The organism is Pseudomonas sp. LBUM1661 (assembly GCF_059695925.1).
Genome location: NZ_CP166794.1, coordinates 2,631,741 through 2,656,621, shown reverse-complemented (window position 1 = coordinate 2,656,621; position 24,881 = coordinate 2,631,741). Strand labels below are relative to the sequence as shown.

General features: G+C 58.4%; 21 protein-coding genes and 1 pseudogene. 13 read left to right on the top strand and 9 right to left on the bottom strand.

Going from position 1 to position 24,881, the window contains the following annotated elements:
* Positions 1–92: 92 nt before the first annotated feature.
* From ACA057_RS12330 to ACA057_RS12315, 4 genes are all read left to right on the top strand, one after another.
* Positions 93–1,184: a glycerol dehydrogenase gene (locus ACA057_RS12330; protein ID WP_497348671.1), complete on the top strand. Its 1,092-nt coding sequence runs from the start codon at positions 93–95 to the stop codon at positions 1,182–1,184.
* Positions 1,185–1,292: 108 nt separating this feature from the next.
* Entirely contained in the window at positions 1,293–2,180 is an 888-nt protein-coding gene (locus ACA057_RS12325) for a transketolase (protein WP_497348669.1), read from the top strand.
* A gap of 2 nt (positions 2,181–2,182) precedes the next feature.
* Positions 2,183–3,163, top strand: a complete 981-nt coding sequence (locus tag ACA057_RS12320) for a transketolase family protein (RefSeq protein ID WP_497348667.1) — start codon at positions 2,183–2,185, stop codon at positions 3,161–3,163.
* A 138-nt stretch (positions 3,164–3,301) separates the two neighbouring features.
* Positions 3,302–4,609 carry an MFS transporter gene (locus ACA057_RS12315; RefSeq protein ID WP_497348665.1) on the top strand — a complete coding sequence of 436 codons (1,308 nt, stop codon included), beginning with the start codon at positions 3,302–3,304 and terminating at the stop codon, positions 4,607–4,609.
* Between the two features lie 127 nt (positions 4,610–4,736).
* Here the strand turns inward: ACA057_RS12315 and ACA057_RS12310 are convergent, their stop codons facing one another.
* From ACA057_RS12310 to ACA057_RS12285, 6 genes are all read right to left on the bottom strand, one after another.
* Positions 4,737–6,119, bottom strand: a complete 1,383-nt coding sequence (locus tag ACA057_RS12310) for an efflux transporter outer membrane subunit (RefSeq protein ID WP_497348663.1) — start codon at positions 6,117–6,119, stop codon at positions 4,737–4,739.
* Entirely contained in the window at positions 6,112–9,294 is a 3,183-nt protein-coding gene (locus tag ACA057_RS12305; RefSeq protein ID WP_497348661.1) for an efflux RND transporter permease subunit, read from the bottom strand. The genes ACA057_RS12310 and ACA057_RS12305 overlap by 8 nt, the downstream gene beginning before the upstream one ends.
* A complete protein-coding gene (locus tag ACA057_RS12300; RefSeq protein WP_497348659.1) occupies positions 9,291–10,364 on the bottom strand; it encodes an efflux RND transporter periplasmic adaptor subunit in 1,074 nt (357 codons plus the stop codon). Before ACA057_RS12300 ends, ACA057_RS12305 begins: the two co-directional genes overlap by 4 nt.
* A 197-nt stretch (positions 10,365–10,561) precedes the next feature.
* On the bottom strand, positions 10,562–10,699 hold the full coding sequence (locus tag ACA057_RS12295) for a hypothetical protein (protein WP_168187333.1): 138 nt from the start codon (positions 10,697–10,699) through the stop codon (positions 10,562–10,564).
* A gap of 295 nt (positions 10,700–10,994) precedes the next feature.
* Positions 10,995–12,473, bottom strand: coding sequence for an NADP-dependent succinate-semialdehyde dehydrogenase (gene gabD, locus ACA057_RS12290; protein WP_497348656.1), 1,479 nt, complete (start codon positions 12,471–12,473; stop codon positions 10,995–10,997).
* A gap of 11 nt (positions 12,474–12,484) precedes the next feature.
* Positions 12,485–13,579, bottom strand: coding sequence for a zinc-dependent alcohol dehydrogenase family protein (locus tag ACA057_RS12285; protein ID WP_497348654.1), 1,095 nt, complete (start codon positions 13,577–13,579; stop codon positions 12,485–12,487).
* Between the two features lie 293 nt (positions 13,580–13,872).
* On the opposite strand from ACA057_RS12285, the gene ACA057_RS12280 reads away from it, so the two are divergent.
* Genes ACA057_RS12280 through ACA057_RS12260 form a run of 5 tightly spaced genes read left to right on the top strand, consistent with a single transcriptional unit; the run spans position 13,873 to position 17,483 of the window.
* Positions 13,873–14,313, top strand: coding sequence for a cupin domain-containing protein (locus ACA057_RS12280; RefSeq protein WP_497348652.1), 441 nt, complete (start codon positions 13,873–13,875; stop codon positions 14,311–14,313).
* Positions 14,310–15,368, top strand: a complete 1,059-nt coding sequence (locus ACA057_RS12275; protein WP_497348650.1) for an L-dopachrome tautomerase-related protein — start codon at positions 14,310–14,312, stop codon at positions 15,366–15,368. The genes ACA057_RS12280 and ACA057_RS12275 overlap by 4 nt, the downstream gene beginning before the upstream one ends.
* Positions 15,365–15,739: a hypothetical protein gene (locus ACA057_RS12270; protein ID WP_497348648.1), complete on the top strand. Its 375-nt coding sequence runs from the start codon at positions 15,365–15,367 to the stop codon at positions 15,737–15,739. The genes ACA057_RS12275 and ACA057_RS12270 overlap by 4 nt, the downstream gene beginning before the upstream one ends.
* A 3-nt stretch (positions 15,740–15,742) precedes the next feature.
* Positions 15,743–17,035, top strand: a complete 1,293-nt coding sequence (locus ACA057_RS12265; RefSeq protein WP_497348646.1) for an Nramp family divalent metal transporter — start codon at positions 15,743–15,745, stop codon at positions 17,033–17,035.
* Between the two features lie 28 nt (positions 17,036–17,063).
* A complete protein-coding gene (locus tag ACA057_RS12260; RefSeq protein ID WP_497348644.1) occupies positions 17,064–17,483 on the top strand; it encodes an SRPBCC family protein in 420 nt (139 codons plus the stop codon).
* A gap of 14 nt (positions 17,484–17,497) precedes the next feature.
* Here ACA057_RS12260 and ACA057_RS12255 read toward each other — a convergent pair whose 3' ends face one another.
* Positions 17,498–18,400 (bottom strand): LysR family transcriptional regulator, encoded by a 903-nt coding sequence (locus tag ACA057_RS12255; protein WP_285434318.1) that lies wholly within the window; start codon positions 18,398–18,400, stop codon positions 17,498–17,500.
* Between the two features lie 254 nt (positions 18,401–18,654).
* On the opposite strand from ACA057_RS12255, the gene ACA057_RS12250 reads away from it, so the two are divergent.
* A complete protein-coding gene (locus tag ACA057_RS12250; protein ID WP_497348641.1) occupies positions 18,655–19,755 on the top strand; it encodes an alkene reductase in 1,101 nt (366 codons plus the stop codon).
* On the opposite strand, the pseudogene ACA057_RS12245 reads toward ACA057_RS12250, so the two are convergent.
* A pseudogene (locus tag ACA057_RS12245) lies at positions 19,740–20,688 on the bottom strand (LysR family transcriptional regulator). The gene ACA057_RS12250 and the pseudogene ACA057_RS12245 sit on opposite strands and share 16 nt — an antisense overlap.
* Before the next feature lie 124 nt (positions 20,689–20,812).
* On the opposite strand from ACA057_RS12245, the gene ACA057_RS12240 reads away from it, so the two are divergent.
* The 3 genes from ACA057_RS12240 (at position 20,813) to ACA057_RS12230 (ending at position 24,077) form a co-directional block, all read left to right on the top strand.
* On the top strand, positions 20,813–21,673 hold the full coding sequence (locus tag ACA057_RS12240) for a type 1 glutamine amidotransferase domain-containing protein (protein ID WP_497348639.1): 861 nt from the start codon (positions 20,813–20,815) through the stop codon (positions 21,671–21,673).
* Between the two features lie 209 nt (positions 21,674–21,882).
* Positions 21,883–22,815 (top strand): TIGR03571 family LLM class oxidoreductase, encoded by a 933-nt coding sequence (locus ACA057_RS12235; RefSeq protein WP_497348637.1) that lies wholly within the window; start codon positions 21,883–21,885, stop codon positions 22,813–22,815.
* A gap of 125 nt (positions 22,816–22,940) precedes the next feature.
* Positions 22,941–24,077 (top strand): FAD-dependent oxidoreductase, encoded by a 1,137-nt coding sequence (locus ACA057_RS12230; RefSeq protein ID WP_497348635.1) that lies wholly within the window; start codon positions 22,941–22,943, stop codon positions 24,075–24,077.
* A 20-nt stretch (positions 24,078–24,097) separates the two neighbouring features.
* Here ACA057_RS12230 and ACA057_RS12225 read toward each other — a convergent pair whose 3' ends face one another.
* The gene (locus tag ACA057_RS12225) at positions 24,098–24,880 is read right to left on the bottom strand and encodes an SDR family NAD(P)-dependent oxidoreductase (protein WP_497348633.1); all 783 of its coding nucleotides are present in this window, start codon (positions 24,878–24,880) and stop codon (positions 24,098–24,100) included.
* Position 24,881 lies beyond the last annotated feature (1 nt).

The following is a 24,881-nucleotide window of genomic DNA, read 5'->3' as shown; positions in this document are numbered from 1 at the left end:
CATGATATATCATGCATCACAACAAGACCGAGGCGTCGGCACCCTGTCGCCGAGCCTCGAATAACAATAAGCAGTGAAGTGAGAGGTGCTGAATGAATCTGGTTTTCGGCTCGCCCGGACGGTACGTCCAGGGCACTGAAGTGCTCGCTGAGGCGGGTACTTATCTGGCGCACTGCGGACGCAAGGCCGTGGTGGTCATCGACAGTTATGTGCTGGGCCTTATCCGGCAACGACTCGATGACACCTGTGCGCAATCCGATGTCGAGTTGCACTACATCACCTTCGACGGCGAGATCACTGCCGATGGGATTGCCGGCCTGAGGATGGCCGCCTCGGAGATTGAGTTCGACATGATCCTGGCCGTCGGTGGCGGCAAGTGCATCGACGCCGGCAAAGCCCTCGCCCACACCTCGGGTCGTGCGCTGATCACCATGCCCACCGTGGCGTCCAACGACGCCCCAACCTCCAAGAACTACGTGGTCTACGACGCTCATCATCAACTGAGCGAAGTCGGTCACCTGCTCGTCAGTCCTCGCTACGTGCTGGTGGACACCTCACTGATTGCCCAGGCACCGCGTCAGTTTTTGCTGGCCGGTATCGCCGATGCCCTGACCAAAAAGTTCGAAGCCGAGCAGTGCTACAAATCCGGTGGCGTGAACATGTTTGGCGCACGCCCCGCGCTGTCGGGGCTGGTGCTGGCGCGCGAGTGTTATCACATCATTCGCAAATACGCCGAACCGGCGCTGGCCCAGGCCGGTACTGGCGAGGTGACTGTTGCCTTTGATCACTTGGTTGAAGCCGTGCTTTTGATGAGCGGCCTGGGGTTCGAAAGCGGTGGCCTGTCCATTGCCCACGCGATGACGCGCGGGCTGTCGAAAATCCCTGGCGCGCAACAGCAGGTTCATGGCTGGCAAGTGGCGTATGGCTTGCTGGTGCAGTTGGTTCTGGAAGACCGCGACGCCGAACTCATGGGCGATATGTTGAGCTTCTATCAACGTATCGGCTTGCCACGCAACTTGACCGAACTAGGCGTACTCAGCGTCGACGATTCGGTGTTGATGCGGGTGGCCGAACCCACCCTGAAGGCCCCTCACGCCCGCAACTTTGCCTCCGTTTCGGGCGGCGTACTGACGTGCGACGAACTGATCGCGGCGATGCGCGCGCTCGAAGGGTTGACCCACTGAACACCCACTGAAACATCGACGATTGAACCCACAACCACCCCGTTGAAGTTCAAGCCCCGCCACTGAGATTCAACTTCAACAAATTCATGCCTGTGATTGGAGGTAGAGATGTCTGCACCCCGCAAAACACTCGAACAGTGGAAAGCCAGCAATTTTGTGCCTTCCCCCGAGACGGTTATCAAGTTGAAAGACCGGGCGAAATTCGTCCGGCTTGAAACTATTCGCCTGATTGAAATCGCCAAGACCGGCCACTACACCTCGGTGTTCTCCGCCGCTGAGTTGTTCTCTGCGCTCTACTACGACGTGATGACTATTCGCCCCGATGAGCCGAAGTGGCCAGGACGCGACCGATTCCTGATGGGCAAGGGCCACGCCGCCGTGGGCCAGTTCCCGATTCTTGCGGACCTTGGCGTGTTCCCCAAGGAGTGGCTCGATGAATACACCCGCCTGGGCAGCCCTCTGGGCGATCACCCTGACATGCGCAAAGTGCCCGGCATCGACTTCTCCTCAGGCTCCATTGGCCACGCCCTCTCCGGCGGTCTGGGCATGTGCCTGGCCCAGCGTTTCACCGGCGAAGTCTACGACGTGTTCGTCATGCTCGGCGACGGTGAAATGCAAGAAGGTCAGGTGTGGGAAGCCGCGATGAGTGCGGCTCACCACAGAGCCAAACACCTGATCGCGATTGTCGACCGCAACGGCTTCCAGCTCGACGGCCAAGTGGACGACGTGATCGGCATCGAACCGCTGGACGAAAAGTGGCGAGCTTTTGGTTGGGAAGTTCATGTCATCGACGGGCACAACATTGCTGAAGTGACTGAAACCCTGCGTCGGGTGAAAGCCGATGAAACCCGCGACAAACCGGTCTGCATCATTGCCAAGACCGTCAAAGGCAAAGGTGTTTCCTACATGGAAACCGAACCTGGCTGGCACCTCGGTTACCTCGACCCGGAAGACGCCAAACGCGCTATCGCTGAAATTGAAGCCATGGAGATCTGATCATGAATGCCCCTCTTTCCCCCAATTCCTGGCAGTACCGTGGCCTCAACGCGCTCAACCCGGGCCTGTCTTATTTGTCCGACGCGCTGATCGAGCTGACCAAGGCCGGCTACCCGGTGATGGCCGGCTCGGCTGACTTGCAGTACTCCAACGGCCTGAACAAATTTGCCAGTGAGTACCCTGAGCGTTACCTGCAGTTCGGTATCTCCGAACAGAACATGGTGACCGCCGCTGCTGGCCTGGCTACCTGTGGCGTGATGCCGTTCGTGGCGACCTTTGCTTCGTTCCTCGGCCTGCTGTGTTGTGAGCAGATCCGCATGGACGTTGCCTACTCGGCGCAACCGGTGCGGTTGATCGGTCACCACACGGGTATTTCTCTGGGTTTCTACGGCACTTCGCACCACGCCACTGAAGACATTGCGACCATGCGTTCGATCGCGGACCTGGCGGTGGTTTCACCGGCTGATGGCCCACAACTGGTCGCGGCAATCAAAGCCTCGGCCACTTATGACAAACCGGTGTATTTCCGAATTGGCCGTGGTCGTGACCCGATTGTTTACGAGGATGGCGTTGTCTTCGAATTCGGCAAGGCCCATGAGCATATCGAAGGTGAAGAGCTGACCATCATCGCCTGCGGCATCACCGTGCATGCGGCCCTCACCGCCGCTCGCAAAATGAACGCTGAAGGCCGTTCCGTGGGTGTGATCGACATGGCGTCGATCAAGCCGATCGACCGTGACGCAATCCTGCGGGCGGCGGCGCGCAGCAAACGCATGATGACGGTAGAGGAGCACAACGTGCTCGGCGGCCTGGGCGCTGCGGTGGCCGAAGTCCTGGCGGACGAAGGCGTTGGTGTGAAGCTCAAGCGCCACGGAATCTACGACGAATACAGCCTGATCGCTCCGCCGACGCACTTGTACGAACACTACAAGCTCGATGCAGCCGGGATCGAGGAGGTGGCGTTGGCACACCTCAACGCCTGATACCCGCCCTGTGGGAGCAAGCACGCTCCCACAGGGGATTTTTACTGGACTGAAAACCACGTTTTTTTCAGGGAGCCTTACGCACCCCCATCGTCACCCGCCACGTCCCGTGGTTCATGAAACATCTCGGAGCCAACAATGAATAACATCACCGAGACCCTGTCCGATTACTCGATCGGGCAAGGCAAAACACATACGTCCTTGCGCAGAAAGTCATTGATGGCCACCGGCATCGGCAACTTACTGGAGTGGTTCGACTGGACAATCTACACCGTGGCATCGGTCTACATCGCCGCCGCACTCTTCGATAAAAGCAACGCCACTTCTGCCCTGCTAAACACCTTGGCGGTATTTGCCGCCGGGTTTCTGTTACGGCCGATTGGCGGCATCTTCTTCGGCATCCTGGCCGACAAACTGGGCAGACGCATGGTGTTGCTCAGCACCATGTTGTTGATGGCTGGCGCGAGTCTGCTGATCGCCTTTATTCCCTCCTATGATTCGATTGGCAGTTGGGCTTCAGGACTCTTGTTGCTGGCCAGGCTGGTACAAGGTTTTGCCCATGGCGGTGAAACCACCACTTCTTATGCCTACATCGCTGAAATCGCGCCACCCAAACGCCGAGGACTGTGGTCAAGCACTGTGTTTATCGCCGTTGGCTGCGGTTCGTTGCTGGCGACGTTCTACATGGCATTGCTGACGTCATTGTTGTCGTCAAGTGAAATGCAGGAATGGGGCTGGCGTATCCCCTTCGCAACCGGTGGCCTGCTGGCCGTCTTCGCCTTGTGGCTGCGTCGCAACATGATGGAAAGCGAACATTCGCCAAGCGCTGGCGGTGAATCGACAGCGCCAGCATGGAGCCGTGGGAAGATCATCCAGCACGGCGTTCGTCTGTTTCTTTATGAAGCCGGTGCCACGTTGACCTACTACACCTGGGTCACCTCGGCTTCGATCTACGCCATCAGCGTCAAAGGCATGGACCCGCGCAGCGCGTTCACCATGAGCTGCATTGCACAGGTCATTTACCTGATATTCCTGCCGATCTCCGGTTGGATATCGGACCTGTGGGGGCGGAAGATTTCAGCGTTGATTTCCTTGCTGGGGATTGCCGCCACGCTGTTTCCGCTGTGGGGTCTGATTTCCAGCGAACCGTGGACTTTGATGGTGGCGCAGACTGCAGGCTTGTTGTTGGTGGCCTTTATCACCGGTTGCAAACCGGCTTCGATCTCGGAGCAGATTCCGACTCGCTATCGCACTCGAATGTTTGGGGTATGTATCTCTCTGGGCGTCGCGGTGTTCGGTGGTACAGCCTCCTATCTGACGACCTGGCTGTACTCGGAAAACATTGGCTGGATGTTCAATATCTATTTGATCGTTGTCGCGGTCATTGCCAGTGCCGTGGTGTTGATGTGGAAAAACAACCACGGTGTGCCGATCGACAAAATCTGAAATGATTGACCTGTGAGAGCGGGTTTGCCCGAGAAGTAGGTAAGTCAGTCAACATTGATGTTGAATGTCCGGCCGCTTTCGCGAGCAAGCTCGCTCCCGCACAGGTTTTGAAGGTTCTACAACCCGGTTAACCGCCCAACGCATTCACCAACGCCGCTTGATTCTGCCACTGAGCGGTCTTGACCTGGGACAGCGCATTCTGCGCCGTCAGTTGCACCCGCTGAGCCTGCAATACATCAAGGAACGGCGTCTCTCCGGCCCGCCATGCCCGCTGAATCTGCTCGGCAGCTGAGCTGGCTTGACTGGCCGCACTGGCCAGGAAAGTCTGACGTTCGGCATTGCGTTGGGCTGCAGCCAGCGCTGACTCCACCTCGGAAACGGCCGTCAACACGGTGCCTCGATAACTCAGCAACGCCTGCCGCGCCTCGGCATCCCGAAGATCGACCACGTTGCGCCGACGTCCGCCGTCAAACACCGGCACACTGGCATTCAACCCGGCCAACCAGAACGTCGAACTGGCCAGATTGGCGGCGCTCATACCATCAATCAAAGCCCCCAGGGCCGCTGACAGGCTCAAGCGCGGCAACAGATCCGCCTTGGCCACACCGACTCGCGCATAGGCCGCAATCAAGCGTGCTTCGGCAGCGCGTATGTCAGGACGCCGACGCAACAGATCCGCAGGCGTACCGGCGTCCAGCAACGACACCGTCGAGATCTTCGCCGGACTCTCCTTGAACTGCTGATAAAGCGTCTCGGTCGACTGGGCGAGCAGCACCGACAAGCGATGCAGCGAACGTTGCCAGTTCAGTTGCAGCGCTGGCACTTGGGCGGCGGTGGAGTCCGACTGCGAACGTGCGCGAAGCAAATCCGCTTCAGGACTGTCCCCCGCCGCATACAACTGCTCAGTCAACTGCAGGGTTTCTGCCTGGCTGGCAGCACTTTGCTTGACGATCGCCAGGCGCTCCTCCAGTCCGCGAGCCTCGGCATAGGCCTGGGCGACTTCAGTGATCAGCGCCACCCGCACGCCCCGCGCCTCTTCCTCGGTCGCATTGAGGTCGGCGTCGGCAGCACGCACACCTTCACGGATGCGGCCGAACAGATCGATTTCCCAGGCCGCACTCAATCCCAGTGACGTCGGCTCGGTGATCAGCGAGTCGGTGAAACCCGCCTGATCCGCCGAGATACGCTGACGAGCGACACTCGCCCCCAAATCGACCTGAGGGCTGCCGGAAGCTCCGGCGATGTTGCGCAGTGCACGCCCGGCATCGATCCGCGCCAACGCAATCTGCAGGTCAAGGTTTTCCCCCAGGGCGCGCTCCACCAGACGGTCGAGCAACGGGTCCTGATAAAGCTTCCACCAATTGTCTGTCACGCTGGCGGGTACAGCCGTTTGAGCGTTGACGAAACTGTCGACCGGCAAGTCGCTCTTGGGCGGCATGACCGGCGAGGCGCAGGCACTCAGTAGCGCGGCCCCAAGTACCAGGCCTGGAACGCTGAGATAATTATTCATGGGCCTCACCCTGTTCAGAATGGTTGGTTTTAGACTGTGCCTGACGCTCGCCACCGGCCATTCGGCGGATCAACACATAGAAGACCGGAGTGAACAGCAGACCGAACAGCGTGACGCCGATCATCCCGAAGAACACCGCCGAACCGACTGCCTGACGCATCTCGGAACCCGCGCCCTCGGACATCACCAACGGCAACACACCGAGGACGAAGGCCAGCGAGGTCATCAGAATCGGTCGCAAGCGAAGACGACACGCCTCGACGACCGCATCAACGATGCCTTGCCCCTCTTTCTCCTGCTGCCTTGCCACTTCGACGATCAGAATCGCGTTCTTCGCCGCCAGTCCCACCAGTACGATAAAACCGATCTGAGTCAGGATATTGATGTCCTGCCCCATCAGACGTACGCCACCGGCAGCCGCCAGCAGACACATCGGCACGATCAACAGAATCGCCAGTGGCAGACTCCAGCTGCCGTACTGTGCCGCCAGTACCAGGTAGACAAAAATCACACACAACGGGAACACCAGGAGGCCCATGTTGCCGGCAGTGGTTTGCTGATAGCTCAGATCAGTCCACTGATAGGTGATACCGGCTGGCAGCGTCTCATTAGCCAGACGTTCCATCGTCTTGATCCCGAACTCGGAACCCAGTCCCGGCAACGTATCGCCGTTGATTTCCGCAGTAGGAAACAGGTTGTAGCGCGGGAATCGCTCCACACCCAGCGCCTCATGCAGACGCGTCACGCTGGCAATCGGCACCATCTGCCCGGCATCGTTGCGCACCTTGACCCGTGACAGATCCTCTGGCGTGACCCTGTACGGCAAGTCCGCCTGCGCCGTCACTCGATATGTACGTCCCACGAGGTTGAAATCGTTGATGTAGGACGAGCCAAAGTACGTCTCGATGGCCTGGTTGATCTGGCTACTTGGCACGCCCAGCATTTCGGCGCGTTCACGATCCAATTCAACGAACACCTGTGGCGTCCGGGCCGAGAACGGTGAATAGACGCCGGTCATGCCTTGAGTGGCGTTGGCGGCAGCAATCAGGTCGTCGGTTGCTTTGGCCAATGCTTCGGTACCCAGCCCGGCAGTATCCTGCAAACGCATGGAGAAGCCGCCCGTGCTACCCAAGCCTTGAACCGGTGGTGGCGTGGCGACAATGACCGTTGCACCGCTGACCGCTTTCAAACGTTCACGCAAGTCTTCGGCGATCTTGTCCGACGTCAACCCATGCACTTTACGCACGGACCACGGCTGGAACACGGGCGCCAGGCCGGCCGAGTTCGATGAGCTGGTACCGGTCACCATCGAGAAACCGGAGAACGTCGGTACTCGGTCCACACCCGGCACATCCAGGGCAATCGCCTCGATCTGCTGAGAGATTTCGTTGGTCCGCTCCAGAGAGGCACCGTCAGGGAGCTGCACGATGACCACCAGGTAGCCACGATCCTGAACCGGGATGAAGCCTTTGGGCGTCGACACCATTAGATAAGCGGTCGCGGCAATCAACACCGCGTAGATCGCCAGCATCAACGGAGTTTTTGCCACGAGGCCACGCACGCTGCCGGCGTAGCCTGAAGAGAGTTTCAGGAAGCCGCTGTTGAAGCCATCAGCGGCACGCTTGAGCACACCAAAGACGCCTTTTTTCGGCTTCTGATGGGCTTCTGGATCATGTCGACGCAGAATCATCGCCGCCAACGCTGGAGACAGCGTGACCGAATTGAACAGCGAGATCGCTGTGGCCACCGCAATCGTGATCCCGAACTGGCGGAAAAACTCACCCGAGATACCCGGAATGAACGCGGTCGGAATAAACACCGCACACAACACCAGGGTAATGGCGATCAACGCGCCGCCGATTTCCTGCATGGTCACGATGGTCGCTTCCAGCGGGTTCTTGCCATCAGCCAGATGTCGCTCGACGTTCTCCACCACCACAATGGCGTTGTCGACCACGATCCCCACGGCCAGTACCAGCCCGAACAGGGTCAGGTTGTTGATCGAGTAACCGAGCATCGCCATGACCGCGAAGGTGCCGACCAGCGACACGGGGATGGCCAGGATCGGAATGATCGACGGCCGCCAGCCTTGCAAAAAGATCATGATCACCAGCACCACGAGGATGACCGCCTCGTAGATGGTCTTGCCCAGCTCGCCGATACTGTCGGCAATAAACGCAGTCGGGTTGTAACCGATGCTGTATTCGATGCCTTCGGGGAAGTCCTTGCCGATTTTCTCCATGGTCTCTTCGACCACTTTCATCGTCGCCAGCGCGTTGGCGCCCGGACGTTGCAGCACTTGCAGGCCGATCGCCGGGTTACGCAAGTAATAGGTATTGTTGACGTACGCCAGCCCGGCGATTTCCGTGCGTGCGACGTCCTTGAGACGCACAAGGCGTCCGGCAGTACCCGACTTGAGGACGATGTTGTCGAAGTCGGCAGGCTCTTTCAGTCGACCCTCGAAGATCAGGTTTGGCTGAAACGCCTGAGACGCCACCGGAGGCTGGGCGATCACCCCGCCGGCCACCTGGGTGTTTTGCGAACGCACGGCGGCGATGATCTCTGCCGGCGTCAGGTTGAAGGCCGCAACGCGCTCTGGATCGAGCCAGATGCGCATTGAATATTCGCGAGCCCCCAGCGGGTTGATGTCGCCGACACCGTCGATACGCTTGAGGACATCAGCGACATTACGGATCGCGAAATTCGACACATACAACTGATCGTAGGTGCCCTTCGGCGACGAGATGAAAATCGTCGACAGCTGCGTCGGCGAAGACTTGCGCACCGTCACACCACTGCGCTGTACCGGTTCCGGCAGGCGCGGGGTGGCCAGCGCCACACGGTTCTGCACCAACACCTGGGCCTTGTCGACATCAGTGCCGCTCTTGAAGGTCACGGTCAGGTTCAGGCTGCCATCGGAAGTCGCCTGACTGTACATGTAGAGCATGTCTTCAACGCCGTTGACCTCCTGTTCGATGGGGATCGCCAGGGTCTCGGCGACCGTCTGCGCCGAGGCGCCGGGATAGGTCGCGGTGACCACCACAGTGGGCGGTGCAATGTCCGGGTACTCGGAAGTCGGCAGCACCAGATAGGCCAGGCCACCGATAATCATCAGGACGATGGACAGCACAATCGCCAATACCGGTTGTTCGATGGACGTTCGTCCCAGGCTCATAGCGGCGCCTCCTGGTTGCCCGTCGCTTTCGCGGCCTGCGCCAGCGAACGATCCTGAGCCGTTGCCGTATCACCGGCCCGCACGCGTTGCAGGCCATCGACAATCACCCGGTCCTGTGCCTGCAAGCCGCTGGCGATTTCGCGCAAACCGTTATGCAGCTTGCCGAGCGTTACAGGGCGAACTTCGACCTTGTTCTGCACATTGAGCACATAGACAACTTTGCGGGTTGCATCGACGGTGATCGCGGTGTCCGGCAGCAACAATGCCGGGTAAGCCGCCTGGCTGGAGAACTGCACCCGGCCAAATTGCCCCGGGCTCAACTGCAGGTCTTTATTGCTGACCCGGGCACGCTGGCGCAAGGTGCCGGTGGACGGGTCGAGTCGGTTGTCGATGAAGTCCATGCGCCCGGTCATGCTTGGTTCGGCTTCACCCGGCAAGGCAATCCGCACCTGGCTCTGGTTGGCAGCGGTCTTCGCCTGGCGACGGTATTTGAGGTAGCTCTGCTCATCGATATCAAAGTAGATATCAATCGGGTCAATCGAAACGATGGTGGTCAGCAACGTGGCGCTGCTGTTGCCGCCGTTGACCAGGTTGCCCTCGCTGATCAGCTTGCGGCTAATGCGACCGCTCATGGGCGCGGTGATACGGGTGAACTCCAACTCCAGCTTGGCATTGGTCAATGCACCTTCGGCACTCAGGACTTCAGCTTGCGCCGCCTGACGCGCCTGCAAGCGTTGGTCGTAGAGACTGCGGGCGATGGTTTTCGATTCGATCAACACATTGGCCCGGGCGAATTCCTGCTCGGCGAGTGCCAGTTGCGAGCGCACTTGAGACAGCTTGCCCTGCGCCTGGACCACGGCAGCCTGGAACGAACGCGAATCGATCACGAACAGCAAGTCGCCCTTCTTGACGATGGCGCCATCCTGAAACGCGACTTTCTCCAGATAGCCGCTGACCCGCGAGCGAACCTCCACCGAATCGGTCGCCTCGAAGCGCCCGGTAAAACTGTCCCAGTCAGTGATCACCGACTTGACCGGCTGACTGACCGTCACGCTCGGGGCAGCGGTCACGTTGCTGTCTTTATCCGGACCACAACCGCTCAAGGCCGCCATCAGCGCAAGGCTGAGCGCTGAAAACGCCGCGCCTTTTATCACCTTCGATTTGATTGGGGATACTGTCGGTTCCCCCGTTGTATGCAAGTTCACTTTTGTGCTCTCCGAAGTTAGCAAAACTAAAACAACAGTTCATTTATTTAGAACAGGCTTAATTAACTTCCGACAGCGCGCTCATTCAGTGCTTTATTGCGATCAACAAAGGCGCCAGACTCTTCCGCCTGAACTGAAAAAGATGCAGAAAGAGCAGTCAGGGTAGCCAGCAGGGCAACGGCTTTTTTGAAGTACGTCATGGGGGACAATCTCGGTAGTGATTAAGATGGAATAGATTTTCCAGCACCACCCGCCGAAGATAAACCGCAGGAATACGAAAACAATATTGACTAAAAGACAAGAGCGAGCGCTCTAGCACAGGACTTTTGTAAATACCACCGCACTGATCCGGCACCAGACGACAATGACTTGTGAAACGCATTCACCGCTGAGTGCCACTTATTAAGGATGGATCAATACATAAATAAAAAGAAACCGGGATTATTTAACTTTCAAAAAATCAGGAGATGGCCTGTCGACCATCTCCCCGAGCTATCAGCGGTCAATACCTCCCAGGCAGAGATACTTTATCTCAAGATAATCTTCGATCCCGTACTTGGAACCTTCACGACCCAGTCCCGACGATTTTACCCCGCCGAACGGCGCCACTTCCGTCGATATCAACCCCTCATTGATCCCGACGATGCCACACTCAAGCGCTTCGGCCACGCGCATGATCCTTCCAATATCCCGACTGTAGAAATACGAGGCCAGACCGAACTCGGTGTCGTTGGCCATCTCGATGGCTTGCGCCTCGGTACTGAAACGGAACAGCGGTGCCACGGGACCAAACGTCTCCTCACGGAACACCTTCGACTCCCTTGGCACGTTCACCAGGATGGTCGGCCGGTAGAAACTGCCCCCCAACGGATGGCGTTCACCCCCCACCAGGACAGAGGCTCCGCGCTCAACGGCATCGGCGACATGCTCCTCGGCCTTGCGCACGGCGGCGTCGTCAATCAGCGGGCCGATCGTCACACCGTCCTCAAATCCGCTGCCCACTTTCAGGGCCTCGACGGCGGTTTTCAGTTTGGCGGCGAAAGCATCATAGATACCGTCCTGGACCAGCAGACGGTTAGCGCACACACAGGTCTGCCCGGCGTTTCGGTACTTGGACGCGAGCGCACCCTGCACCGCAGCATCCAGATCAGCATCGTCAAACACGATAAAGGGGGCGTTGCCGCCGAGTTCCATGCTGGTCTTTTTGATCGTCGGCGCGCATTGGGCCAACAGTGTGGCACCGACCTCGGTGCTACCGGTAAAGGACAACTTGCGCACGTCCGGGTTGGAGGTCAGTTCGGCCCCGATTTCACTGCCCGGCCCCGTAATCACGTTGCACACGCCAGCAGGCAGACCGGCGCGCTCGGCCAATACTGCAATGGCAATCGCCGAAAAAGGTGTCTGACCAGCAGGACGCAGCACACCGGTGCAACCGGCTGCCCAGCCTGGCCCGGCCTTGCGGGTGATCATCGCGGCGGGGAAGTTCCACGGGGTAATCGCCGCAAACACGCCGATGGGTTCTTTCTGAACAATGATTCGGCTGGTCGTAGAATGGGAGGCGATGGTATCGCCATAAACACGCTTGCCCTCCTCCGCGAACCATTCAATGAAAGACGCGGCATAGGTAATCTCGCCACGACTTTCGGCCAGCGGCTTGCCTTGCTCGGCCGTCATGATCCGCGCAAGGTCTTCGCGGTGGGTGATCATCAACTCGAACAAGTGGCGCAGTTTTACCGCGCGCTCTTTGGCGGTAAGCGCTCGCCACGCTGGTTGCGCGTGTTTGGCGGCGGCAATGGCCTGGGCAGTCTCAGCGGCCCCAAGTGAAGGTACGCGCCCCAGTATCTTGCCGGTGGCCGGGTTAGTCACGGTGATGCTGCGCCCCTCGCCAACCTCCAGCCACTGGCCATTGATGAAGTTCGCCTCACGGAACAACGCAGGGTCGTCGAGCGTTGCCAGGAAGTTTGTATCGGCCATGCTGTCGCTCCTCAAAATTCAATGACCTGACGGACCGCACTACCATCGTGCAGTCGGTCGAAACCTTCGTTGATGTCTTCCAGTTTGAGCCGGCCGCTGAGCAGTCGATCCACCGGCAAGCGACCATCGCGATAGAGCTCGATGAAGCGCGGAATGTCGCGCAGCGGCACACAGGTGCCGATGTAGCTGCCCTTGAGCGTGCGTTCCTCGCCCACCAACTGGACAACATTGACCGGCAGTGCCGAACCGGGTGGCGGCAGGCCGGCGGTCACGGTCATGCCTCCTCGCTTGGTCATTTTCATGGCGTTATCGAGTGCCCGGATCGAACCGGCCATTTCGAAAACGTAGTCGGCGCCGCCACCGGTCAGTTGCCGTACTTGCTCGACAGCATCCGGGTCGCCACCGTTGACCACGGCTGTTGCACCGACTTCTTTGGCCAGGGCGAGCTTTTCCGGTGACAGGTCAACGGCAATGATTTTGCTCGCCCCGGCAGCTCTTGCACCTAGCACTGAAGCCAGGCCGACACCGCCCAGGCCAATCACCACGGCAGTCGAGCCCACGCGCAATTGCGCGGTATTGACCACGGCGCCAACCCCGGTCAACACCGCGCAACCAAAGAGCGCAGCTTCTACAAAGGGCAAATCGCGGTCGATCTTGACCACGGAGTTACGCGATACCACGGCGTACTCGGCAAACGCCGAAACGCCCAGATGATGGTGGACATGACCTGCCGGGCTGCTCAACCGCACCGAGCCGTTGATCAACGTCCCGGCCGCGTTGGCTTTTGCTCCAGGTTCACAGAGGGCTGGACGACCTTCTGCACAAGGCAGGCAATGGCCGCAACTGGGCATGAACACCATGACCACATGATCACCCGGCTCGAGGTCACTGACCCCTTCACCCAGCGCTTCGACAACGCCTGCCGCTTCATGGCCGAGCGCCATGGGCATCGGCCGAGGGCGGTCGCCATTGATCACCGACAGGTCGGAATGACAAAGGCCGGCGGCGCGGATACGCACCAGCACTTCTCCCGGTCCCGGTGGTGCCAGTTCGATTGTCTCGATCACAATCGGTTTGCTCTGTGCATAAGGTGGGGCAACATTCATGTGTCTTAGAACAGCAGCTCTGACTTGCATCTTGTGTCTCCGACGCAGCTGGACTCGATAGTGAGTACTCATCACTATGCCGCACACCCTGCGCCTCAGAAATGCATCGCCGGGCGTAGCTGTTTGGAATTGAATTCGCAAAACCAACGCCACCGGACCCACACAGTTGTTATTTGAATTCTCAGATCTTGTGCGCGGTCACTGCGTTCTCCGCTACCCGCCCAATGCTTATCCTGAACCCACAAACAACATCACAGCGTTCCTCAAAAGAGCGCCTGAATGAGGGTTTCAAGATGTCCGAAGCAATCACCCGAAAAAAACTGGTAGAGGCCGCACCTCACGCCTCGTTCGATCTCAATGCGATCGTCAAAACGTTCCCCGAGACCGCTGACACACTCTTGGTTGATACCCGTTTGACCGACGAAGACGAAGCCAGCGGACGGGTTTTCCGGGTCTACCACCCGACGCCTGCCCACTATCATGCAACCTGTGATGAGTACCTCATCATCATGTCTGGGCGCGCGCGCTTTTTCATGGGTGACCGTGAACCGTTCGAAGTGGGTCCGGGCGAGATGCTGTTCTTCAAGAGGTTCACCATCCACGGCATGCCAGAGATCCTCGAACACCCGCTGTTCATGGTCTCGGTCGACACGCCACGACGCGACCCCAGCGACATCATCTTCGTCGATCCGACTGCCGGCACCGCGGCCTCTTTCGTCAAGCCACTGTCATGAACGCTCATCCACTAGAGATCTTTGCGACATTCCCGGTCGAGCGGCCGGGGAATCCAACCGTCATGCCCGACGGGCGAGTGCTGGTATCGGTATCTGCCATCATCGCACCGGACATTTCAGTGCGCGCGGTGGCCCAAGACGGTCAACACCCGGCTTACCCCAATGAAACCTGGGCAGGTAAGCCCACAGCGGATGGCCGCGGGATGTCCGCCGTGATCGGCATCCGTACCGACCCCGAGGGCATCGTCTGGATACTCGATATGGGCGGCCCGCAGCAACAGCCGCGGCTCATTGCCTGGAATGACCACGAGAACCGGCTGCAACGCCTGATCGTGCTGCCGCAGAATGTGCTCCGCCCAAGCTCATTCACCCAAGACTTTGTGATCGACTGGCGACGTCAGCGCATTTACATCGCAGACATGACGATGAACCCTTCTGGCGAGAGCGACTATCCGGCCATTGTCGTGGTCGACTTGCAAACGGGTCTTTCGTGGCGATCACTGGAGTGTTACCCAGGGTTGATGCCCGGCGATGTGCCGCTGATGGTCGACGGAAAACCGCTTTCGCTGCGTACGCCAGAAGGCGAAGTCATTCCTTATCGCTATGGCCTCAATCCTATCGCCATCGATCCGTTGGGCCGCTGGGTTTATTTCGGCTCGATGTCGGCACGCAAGGTCTATCGGATTGCCACCGAAATCCTCGCACAACCGGCAGGCGTCACACCTCAGGACGAAGCTGTAGAGTACTGGTGCGAGAAACCGCATTGCGATGGTTTTGATGTCGACGCAGAGGGCAACGTCTACGTGACCGACATTGCCAGCAACGCGATCGGGCTGGCCTCTCCGGCAGGCTACCGCATTCTGGCCAAGGACGAGCAGTTGCTCGGCTGGCCGGATGGAGTCGAACTCGATGCCCAAGGAAAATGGCTCTACATCACGGCCAACCAACTGCACCGTCATCCCTTGCTCAATGCAGGTGAGGACGCCAGTCAGCCACCGTTCCATGTTTTGCGTTTGCGGGTGGATGCACCGATGGGATCGAGCGAAGCACCATGAGCCATAACCGCGTTGCATTCGTTGTTATTGCGCTGCTGCTCACGGTCAGCGCCATCGTTTTCGTGCTGACTGGAGGCACTGCCGCTATGGGCGTCTGCATCTACGTCGTGGTGGCCATCGCCGCCTTAACGTTCTCCCGAGCCAGACCAGACGCTTGGCCTAGCCGTTTGTTCGAGGTGCCGAGGATTAGACGGGCTTCGCTGGCCCAGCGTCTGCTGACCCAAATGGCAGCGCTGGTGTTTTTGTTGTCAGCCCACTCTTTGAGCGGGAACGAATCTGCGACCCTCTCGGTTGCCGGCCTTCTGCTGTTCATTCATTCCCTGGTGCTGGCGCGCCTGCCCCATCGTCCCTGGCCTCACAGGACGCATTGATCGATGACGGCACAGAATTCTTTGTCGGAACGACCCGACGTGCCCGCCGCCCAGCAATCACCGGTGCCCGGACGCCTTTCGCTATTGATGGGCCCGGGGCTGTTGATCGCAGTGGGTTACATGGACCCCGGCAACTGGGCCACCGGTATCGCCGCGGGTGCTCAATTCGGTTACAGCCTGCTGTTCATGGTGGTGTTGTCGAGCCTGGCGGCGATGCTTTTGCAAACACTCGCCCTGCGTCTGGGCGTCGTCACAGGTCAGGATCTTGCCCAGACCTGCCGTCTTCGCTATGGGCGACAAGCCACACTTGCGCACTGGGCAATGGCGGAGATCGCCATCATCGCCACCGACATCGCCGAAGTGTTGGGTGCAGCATTGGCGTTCAAACTGCTGTTCAACCTGCCGCTGAGCGTCGGCATCGTGCTGACCGCTATCAGTACGCTGGTCATCCTGGGTGTGAAGGGAGCCGCCAATGGCCGAGTGCAGAAGATTGTCCTGGTACTGGTGGCGATCATTGTCCTGTGTTTTGCCATTGAGCTGGCACTGATCACACTCGATACAAACGCCCTGTTCCAGGGGTTCATTCCTTCATTGGACACGCTGGCTGAGCCAGGGGCGCTGTTCATTGCGGTGGGCATCATCGGCGCCACCGTCATGCCCCACAATCTATACCTGCACTCATCACTGGCCCGGTCCACCCGCGCTACACCGGACAGTGAGCAGGTAAAGCTATCCCTGCGCCGGGGTTCCAACGATACGATCCGCGCGCTTTCAATTGCGGCAGCCGTCCAGGTTGCCATTCTGCTGGTGGCTGCCGCCGTCTTCCACGACAGCGGACACACGGATATCGGCGGGATCGAGCAAGCCCATCAACTACTGACACCTCTCACCGGTGTGGCCCTTTCCGCCGTGCTGTTCGCCCTGGCACTGCTCGCCTCGGGGCAAAGCGCGACGTTGACCGGCACCCTCGCTGGCCAGGTTGTGCTCGAAGGGTTCTTGAAACTGAGGGTTTCATTGTGGAAGCAGCGCGTCGTCACTCGTCTGCTGGCCATGGTGCCCGCGTTGTGCGGGATCCTCTGGCTTGGCGACGCCGCGGTAGGTGATCTGTTGGTGCTTTCTCAGGTGGTGTTGTCTGTACAGCTGCCGTTTGCGGTCTATCCGTTGATTCGTTTCACCCGCGATAAAACGCTGATGGGCAACTTTGTTATCTCACGCCCGGTCGCCGTCATGGCCTGGTGTATTTTCCTGCTGATCAGCGCTGCCAATCTCTGGCTGGTTGCATCAGTCGTGCTTTGAATACCCTCCTCCCACTACAGGTGAAAACATGAGTGAAGTCCGTGTCTCGATTACCATTGCACGCCCTGCCGGAGACGTCTGGTCGCTTCTCGGTGGATTCGATTGGCTTCCCCGCTGGCTGGACGTCATCGCCAGCAGCAGCTTGAGCGACGGCGGACGCCTGCGTCACCTGACAACCGCCGATGGCGCGATCATTGTCGAGCGCTTGCTCACCTTCGACGAGGATGCAAAGCACTACAGCTATGCCCTGCTCGAAGGCCCGTCTCCGGTCGTTGATTATGTCGGCACGATGTCAGCGCAGAACGATGGCAAAGGCGGGACGCTGGCATCCTGGTCCAGCACCTTTCTTGTCCAGGGCGCAGAAGAAGCGCAGGTCGTCGCGCATTTCGAGGCGCTCTATCGCACAGGGCTGCAACGCCTGAAGGCCGTCATCGAGTCCCGGGACTGACGACGGCAGCAGGTTTACCCGCGGCTCATGAAGGCTTGTAGGCGCGGAACCATAAAGTCGAGGAATGTCCGAATACGCTGGGGCACATGCTGACCGCCCTGATACAGCGCGTGGACTTCCTCGCAGTCGTGACCGGTTTGCGCGAGCACCTCGACCAATCGGCCGGCGGCGAGGTCCTCGTCAATGTGAAAGTCGGCCAATCGGGCAATCCCCACCCCGGCTATGGCCATACGCCGAACAGTCTCGCCGTTGTTGGCTTGCAGGTTGCCCTGGACAATGCGATCAACAATGCGGCCACTTTGATGCATGGGCCAGACCGGACTCGCACGTCGGAAATTGAAACTTAAGCAATTGTGCTCGCCGAGCTCTTCGAGGGTCTCGGGGACGCCGTACTTTTCCAGGTAAAGGGGTGAGGCGACTATCTTTCGGCGCGCAACACCGATTGTCCTCGCGCGCAGCGTCGAGTCGTTCAATACGCCGACCCTGAAAGCGATGTCCGTTCGATCCAGGTACATGTCGACGATGTCATCGCACAGGGACAGGTTGATTTGAATATTGGGATGAGCCTCCCAGAAAGCTGGCAAGTTGGGTTCGATCGCCAACGTACCAAACGCTACCGAGGCATTGATGCGCACTGTTCCGCGAGCCTTCTGAGCACCTTGCGCCAATACCCGTTCGACGTCATCGAGTTCTGCCAGTAACGCATTACTGCGTTCATAGTAAATGCGCCCTTCATCCGTCAACGACAGCTTGCGTGTCGAGCGCTCCAGCAGGCGAACGCCCAGACGCAACTCCAGGCGAACAATCAATTTGCTGACCGTTGAAGGCGTCATCAGCATCTGGCGTGCGGCTTGCGAAAAGCTACCGGCATCGACAACCCGCACGAAGACCGACATCTCACCCGCTCTGTTATCCACGTCATTCTCCCTCTGAATTATTAGTGAAAAAATATCACAAGCGCTTCACTAAAAATCACAGAAATAATGGGATAGCGTTCACTTGGCTTATGAATAAGATTCAAATATATAGCCCAATGCAACACCGTCTATGCACTCACTGTGTCCCGCGCAGTTGTGAAACGACCTCACAGAACATGTTCAGCGTTGCCAGGTTATCAGCGAGCTACCCGGCGCCTACCCTCTTGAGCATCATCAAGTGAGGACAGGTTTCCATGAGCACATTATTCGACCCCTGCCAGGCTGGCGTGCTGACCCTACGTAATCGAATCGCAATGGCACCGATGACCCGGGCTCGCAACCCCGATGGCGTCGCCAACGAACTGACTGCGCTTTACTACAGCCAACGGGCCAGCGCAGGCCTGATCATTACCGAAGGCACTCCGATTTCACGCTCGGCTGAAGGCTTTCTGGCCATCCCCGGTATTTACACCACGCCACAGATCAATGGCTGGCGCAAAGTGACTCAGGCTGTCCACGATGCCGGCGGCGTTATCTTTGCGCAGCTTTGGCATGTCGGACGTGTCTCCCATGTCAGCATTCAGCCGGACGGTATCGCACCGGTCAGCTCGACCTCTCGGATTGCCCGCAACTCCCAGGCCTGGGGCATGACTGAACGTGGTGAGCCCGGGCCAGTCGATGTCTCCACCCCCCGCGCCCTCGGCACACACGAAGTCAAAGAGGTCATTCGTGACTTTGCCCAGGCAGCCGCCAATGCGATTGATGCCGGCTTCGACGGCATTGAATTGCATGGAGCGAACGGCTACCTGATTGAGCAGTTCCTCAATCCGTTGGTCAATGACCGGACGGACGAATACCGCAGCGATACCCTCGAAAACCGCGCGCGCTTTTTGCTGGAAGTGGTCGATAGCGTCATTGAACGAATTGGTGCACAACGCACGGCCATACGCCTGTCACCGTTTGGCGGCCTGTTCGACATGGGGCTTTACGAGGACGTCGAAGAAACCTACCTGTATGTCGCCGATCAGCTTTCTCGGCGAGGATTGGCCTACGTCCATTTCATGGATCAACTGTCGCGTGGCAGTTCGCCGATTCCAGACGACTTCCTGAAAAAATTTCGCAGCCACTACCAAGGAACATTGGTTCTCGCCGGGGGCATGACCAAAGAGCGTGCCGAGAAATTCCTGCGCAGCGGGTTGATCGACCTCGCCGCATTCGGTGAACCTTTTATCGCCAACCCCGACCTGGTTGAACGCTTGCACAACGATTGGCCTCTGTTAAAACCAGACCGCGCACTGAGCTATGGTGGTGGCGCCAAGGGGTATACCGATTACCCGACCTACCCGATCGCTTGACGCCCGTTGAGTGGCGTGTGGGTTTGATCCGCCACTTCGCGGGTCAGGAAGTCGATCAGCGCCCGGGACGCGGCCGATAACTGGCGATGAGGCGGGAAAATCACCGAGAACGGTCGGGACCTTCCACCCGACTGTTCGAGCAGCGGCACCAGGCGTCCGCTTTGAATCCGCTCCCGGACTATAAAGTCGTAGGTCTGACAAATCCCCATACCATGCTCGGCCAAAGACACAGTGCCCAGCACGTCGTCGGACACTTGTACATTCGCCTCAGGTATCCATTCCCGATCAATACCCTGTTCACAGAACAACCAGGGGCCAATCCGGCCGCTGCTGGGCATCACAAATGGCAGGCAGGCAGGCATGCGCTGGCAGTTCGTCGACGCTGTGCGGCGTACCTGCACGCTCGAGATAATCCGGTGCGGCGACCACGCACAAACGCGCATCCTCAAGTTTGCGTCCAATCAGGCCACTGTCAGGTAATGGCCCAAGGCGAATGGCCAGGTCATACCCTTCGGCCACCAGATCCACATTTCGATTGCTGACACTCAACTCGATGCGCACCTGCGGGTACTGTCGAGTAAAGCGACAGAGCAATGCCGGCAGTCGGTAGTGTCCGTATGTCGTCGGTACACTGAGCCGTACACGGCCCGTCAACGCACCTTCCTGCCCACGGATAGCCCGCTCTGCATCATCGATCAACGAGAACGCCGCGCGGGACTGTTCAAGGTAAAGCAGACCCGCCTCGGTCAGGCTCAGGCGTCGAGTCGTGCGGCGCAACAACTGAACACCCACGCGTGCTTCAAGGCGAGAGATCGCTCGACTGACCACTGACGGGGTGGTCGCCAGAACAACGGCCCCTGCGCTCAGGGAGCCCTTCTCCACCACGGTGATGAAGACTTCTACGTCCGCGAGATAATCGAATCGACGGCTCACCTTTACCTCCATAGAACAGGTGCTTTGCTTTTCAGCAAGTTTATCGCCCATAGAGGCATGAATATAGTTCTATCGGGATCAGACACCTGCTGATCGAAATCACTCTCTACTGCTCGGAAATCCCATGCGCCCTATCACCCGACTCGCCCTTGCAATGACCATTTGCACCTCGGCCTTCAACGCCCAGGCCAGCAACGTACTGATCGTGCTATCCGATTCAGACCACCTCGACCTCAAGGACAACAACGTTTTTGCAACCGGCTTTTACCTGAACGAATTGATGCAACCGGTAAAACTGCTGCTCGATGCCGGGCACACGGTGACCTTTGCCACGCCTACAGGCAAGGCGCCGACTTTGGACAAATCGTCCACCGACAAGATGTATTTCAACGATGACGTTGCGGCACTGCAGGAGCACAAGGCGCTGCTGGAGCACCTCAAGATCACCTCGCCGGGTGAGTCACCGGTCATTAGCCTGTCGCGGGTCGAACAGATCGGCTACGAGCACTTCGATGCTGTCTATGTACCTGGTGGCCATGCACCGATGCAGGATCTGCTGCACAGCGTCGAACTCGGAAAACTGCTGAATAATTTCCATGCGCACAGCAAGACAACCGCCCTCGTTTGCCATGGACCGATTGCCCTGCTGTCGACGCTGTCAAACCCCACCGCTTTCACGCGCCAACTCGAAACCGGCACCCAGGCTACGACCTCGGACTGGACTTACGCCGGCTACAAGTTCACGGTCATCAGCAATCAGGAAGAAGAGTTGGCCAAGGGATTATTGAAGGGAGGCGTTATGAAGTTCTATCCGCAAACGGCACTGGAACAAGCCGGCGGCGTATACAGCAGCAACTCTTCACCGTGGACCAGCCATGTCGTCATCGACCGCGAACTGGTGACCGGTCAAAACCCAGGTTCTGCGCTGGACGTGGGTAAGGCAATACTTGAGCGACTCAAGTCCCAGAGCCAACCAAAAGGCTGATCAATTCAAGCTCGCATTTTTGAATCGATATTACGCTGCTCGATGAGCGGCGTTTTTTTGAGCGTTGAAAAGGAGGGAGGCTGCTTCCAATTGTGCATTTTCATCAAAGGTATTGTGCTTGTTGGTGCATTTTTCTCCCGGTCGGGGCCACCAATACTGTCGGTATTCACCCATAGCGCTGCCTCAGATATGCAGACTCAGGAGACCTCATGGATTCACACTTTCAACGTTTGCTTGGTCCCAACAACTTCTCCATCGGACTGGAATTGCCCCTGGACAATGATTGGTCCACTGAGGGCCAGCGTTTGCGCATTGCGGAAAAACGTCCATTCGGCGTTCCGGACATTAAGCAACATGCCCAACTGGCCCGATTAGCGGACAGCAGCGGCTTTCGAGCGCTGTGGGTGCGTGATGTCCCGATGTATGACCCGAGTTTCGGAGATGCTGCACAAGTATTCGAGACCTTCTCTTACTTGGGGTATCTGGCCGGCATCACCCGGAACATCATGCTTGGCACTGCAGCGGTCGTGTTGCCGCTTCGACAACCATGGCTGACCCTCAAGGCCGCCAATAGCGTCGACGAATTGAGCGACGGGCGTCTGCTGCTAGGAGTGGCCAGTGGCGATCGCCCCATGGAATATCCGCTGTTCAACGTCGACTACAACCAGCGTGGAGCGTATTTTCGCGACGCCGTAGAGTTACTCAGAAGCCAAGGCAGCGGACGTCTGCCGGAGGGCGCCCAAATCCTGCCGCAGCGTGAAGAACGCGTTCCTCTGCTCGTTGCCGGACTTGGCCAACAATCACCCGACTGGATAGGAGAGCACATGGACGGCTGGCTCGCTTACCCGGGAACAGTGCAGGAACATCGTCGACGCGTAGGACTCTGGCGTGAAATAAGTACAGACAAACCCTATATCACCTTCTTGCATCTGGACCTTGAATCAGATCCTCATTCGCCAATGAAACCCGTACGCTTCGGTGGACGCGGCGGACGTATGGCCCTCATTGCAGAGTTGGAGGCACTACGTGAAGCAGGTGTGCAACATGTCGGTCTGCACCTGCGTCACAGCGCACGCTCAGTGGTGGAGGTGATGGAAGAAATTGCCGAGTACGTTTTACCCAGGTTTCACAGCACAATCTGAGACGAGTTTCTCTCCTGTCAGCTTATGCGAGTGAATCGCGAGACTTCGTACTTCATCGCCCTATTGCTATGACGCGGGGCGCTCCCCCACTACTCTCCGCGAACGCCCATAACAAAAGGATCTTTATGAATACTTCTATCGCAATCGTCGGTGCCGGGCTCGGCGGATTGACCCTCGCACGGGTCCTTCATGTGCACGGTATCGCGGCGACGATCTACGAGGCGGAACCATCGGCAGGTTCGCGTGCGCAGGGCGGCCTGCTTGATATTCACGAATACAACGGGCAGCTCGCGCTCAAAGCTGCGGGTCTGTTCGAGCAATTTCTCAGCATCATCATCGAGGGTGCTGATGCCAAGCGAATATGCGATCTGCAGGGCAACATCCTGTTTGATTGGCCCAGCCCCGATAACGGCGGACGGCCCGAGATAGAACGCGGTGAGCTGCGCAGAATACTGCTTGAATCACTGCCGGCCGATACGATTCGCTGGGGACACAAGGTGACCGCCGTAGCCGCGCTCGGCGGCGGGCGGCATGTGCTCACCTTCTCCAACCGTTCAACCGTAACGACCGACCTTCTAGTGGGGGCCGATGGCGCATGGTCGAAAATCCGACCACTGCTATCGGACGTTAAACCTGCCTACGTCGGCACCTCTTTCATCGAGACCTTCCTGTTTGACGCCAACCGTCGCCACCCCGATAGTGCAGAGGTGATCGGTGAAGGAACCCTAATGGCGGTTGTGCCGAACAAAGGAATTCTTGCCCACCGCCATGCGAGCGGAACCTTGCAAACCTACGTGGCCCTGAACAGAGCTGAGGACTGGTTTGCTCACCTCGACCTCGCCGATCCCGTGATGGCCATGGCCCTGGTCGCCAAGGAATTCGATGGCTGGGCGCCGGCACTGACTGCGCTCATCACCGATACTGATACTGATCCTGTGCTTCGCCCGATCCATGCGCTCCCAGTCGACCACCAATGGGACCGAGTCCCCGGCGTTACACTGCTCGGCGATGCCGCGCACCTGATGTCGCCGTTCGCTGGCGAAGGCGCCAACCTCGCGCTATACGACGGTGCTCTGCTTGGGGAAGCCATCGCCGCCCACCCCGAAAATGTCGAGGCTGCATTGATTGCTTATGAAAAGGAATTATTCCCCCGCAGTGCGAAGGTGGCAGAGGAAACGGATAGCAACCTCAAGTTGTTCTTCGACGACAGTGCCCCCCAGAGTCTCATTGACCTGTTCAACCGATACAAATCTGCCCTCTGACTTACCGCCAGAGCATCACTTCAGAGTATCGACCGTATGGTTCCGCCTTCAATTCGCATGGCCATGCCATTGAGCGCTGGTGATGCCGCCAGGTGCAAAACACTGCAAGCCACCTCTTCAGGATCAATCATGCGCCTGATCAAAGATGTCGGTTCGGTATCGTCAAAATAATCGTTTACCACCTGCTGTGCAGTGATGCCCTTCTCAGCAGCGATTTCCTGGTGGTAGCGCTTGACCGCTTCGGTGTAGGTCGGTCCAGGCAATATCGAGTTGACGCGCACGGCCGTGCCCTTGGTCAGCTCCGCTAGCGCTCTTGAGACACCCAGCAGACACGTTTTCATCGCGCCGTAATGAACCATCCATGGCTGTGGCTTGACGGCGGACTCGCTGCTGATAAATACAATCGACCCCTGCCCACGGTTGAGCATTTCCTTCATGACCAGGCGAGTCATGCGCACGCCGCTCATGACGTTGACATTGAAGTAATGAAACCACGTGGCATCGTCCGTTTCGAAAAAATCTCTGACCTCGAAAATACCGACGTTATTGATCAGGAAATCGATCGGACCAGACTCGAGCGCCAACGCCACCAGACACTCCGCCGCCCCGTCCTGTGTCAGATCGGCAACCAGCCCCTTGCTGCAATCACCCAATTCATTGAGAGCCGCGTCGACTTCCTTGGCCAAAAGGCCGCTGATGACAACCTTTGCCCCCTCAAGGATGAAGCGTTGGGCGATGGCTTTTCCAATGCCTGTCGCCCCGCCGGTGATCAATGCGGTTTTGCCAGTCAGTTGATAATCCATG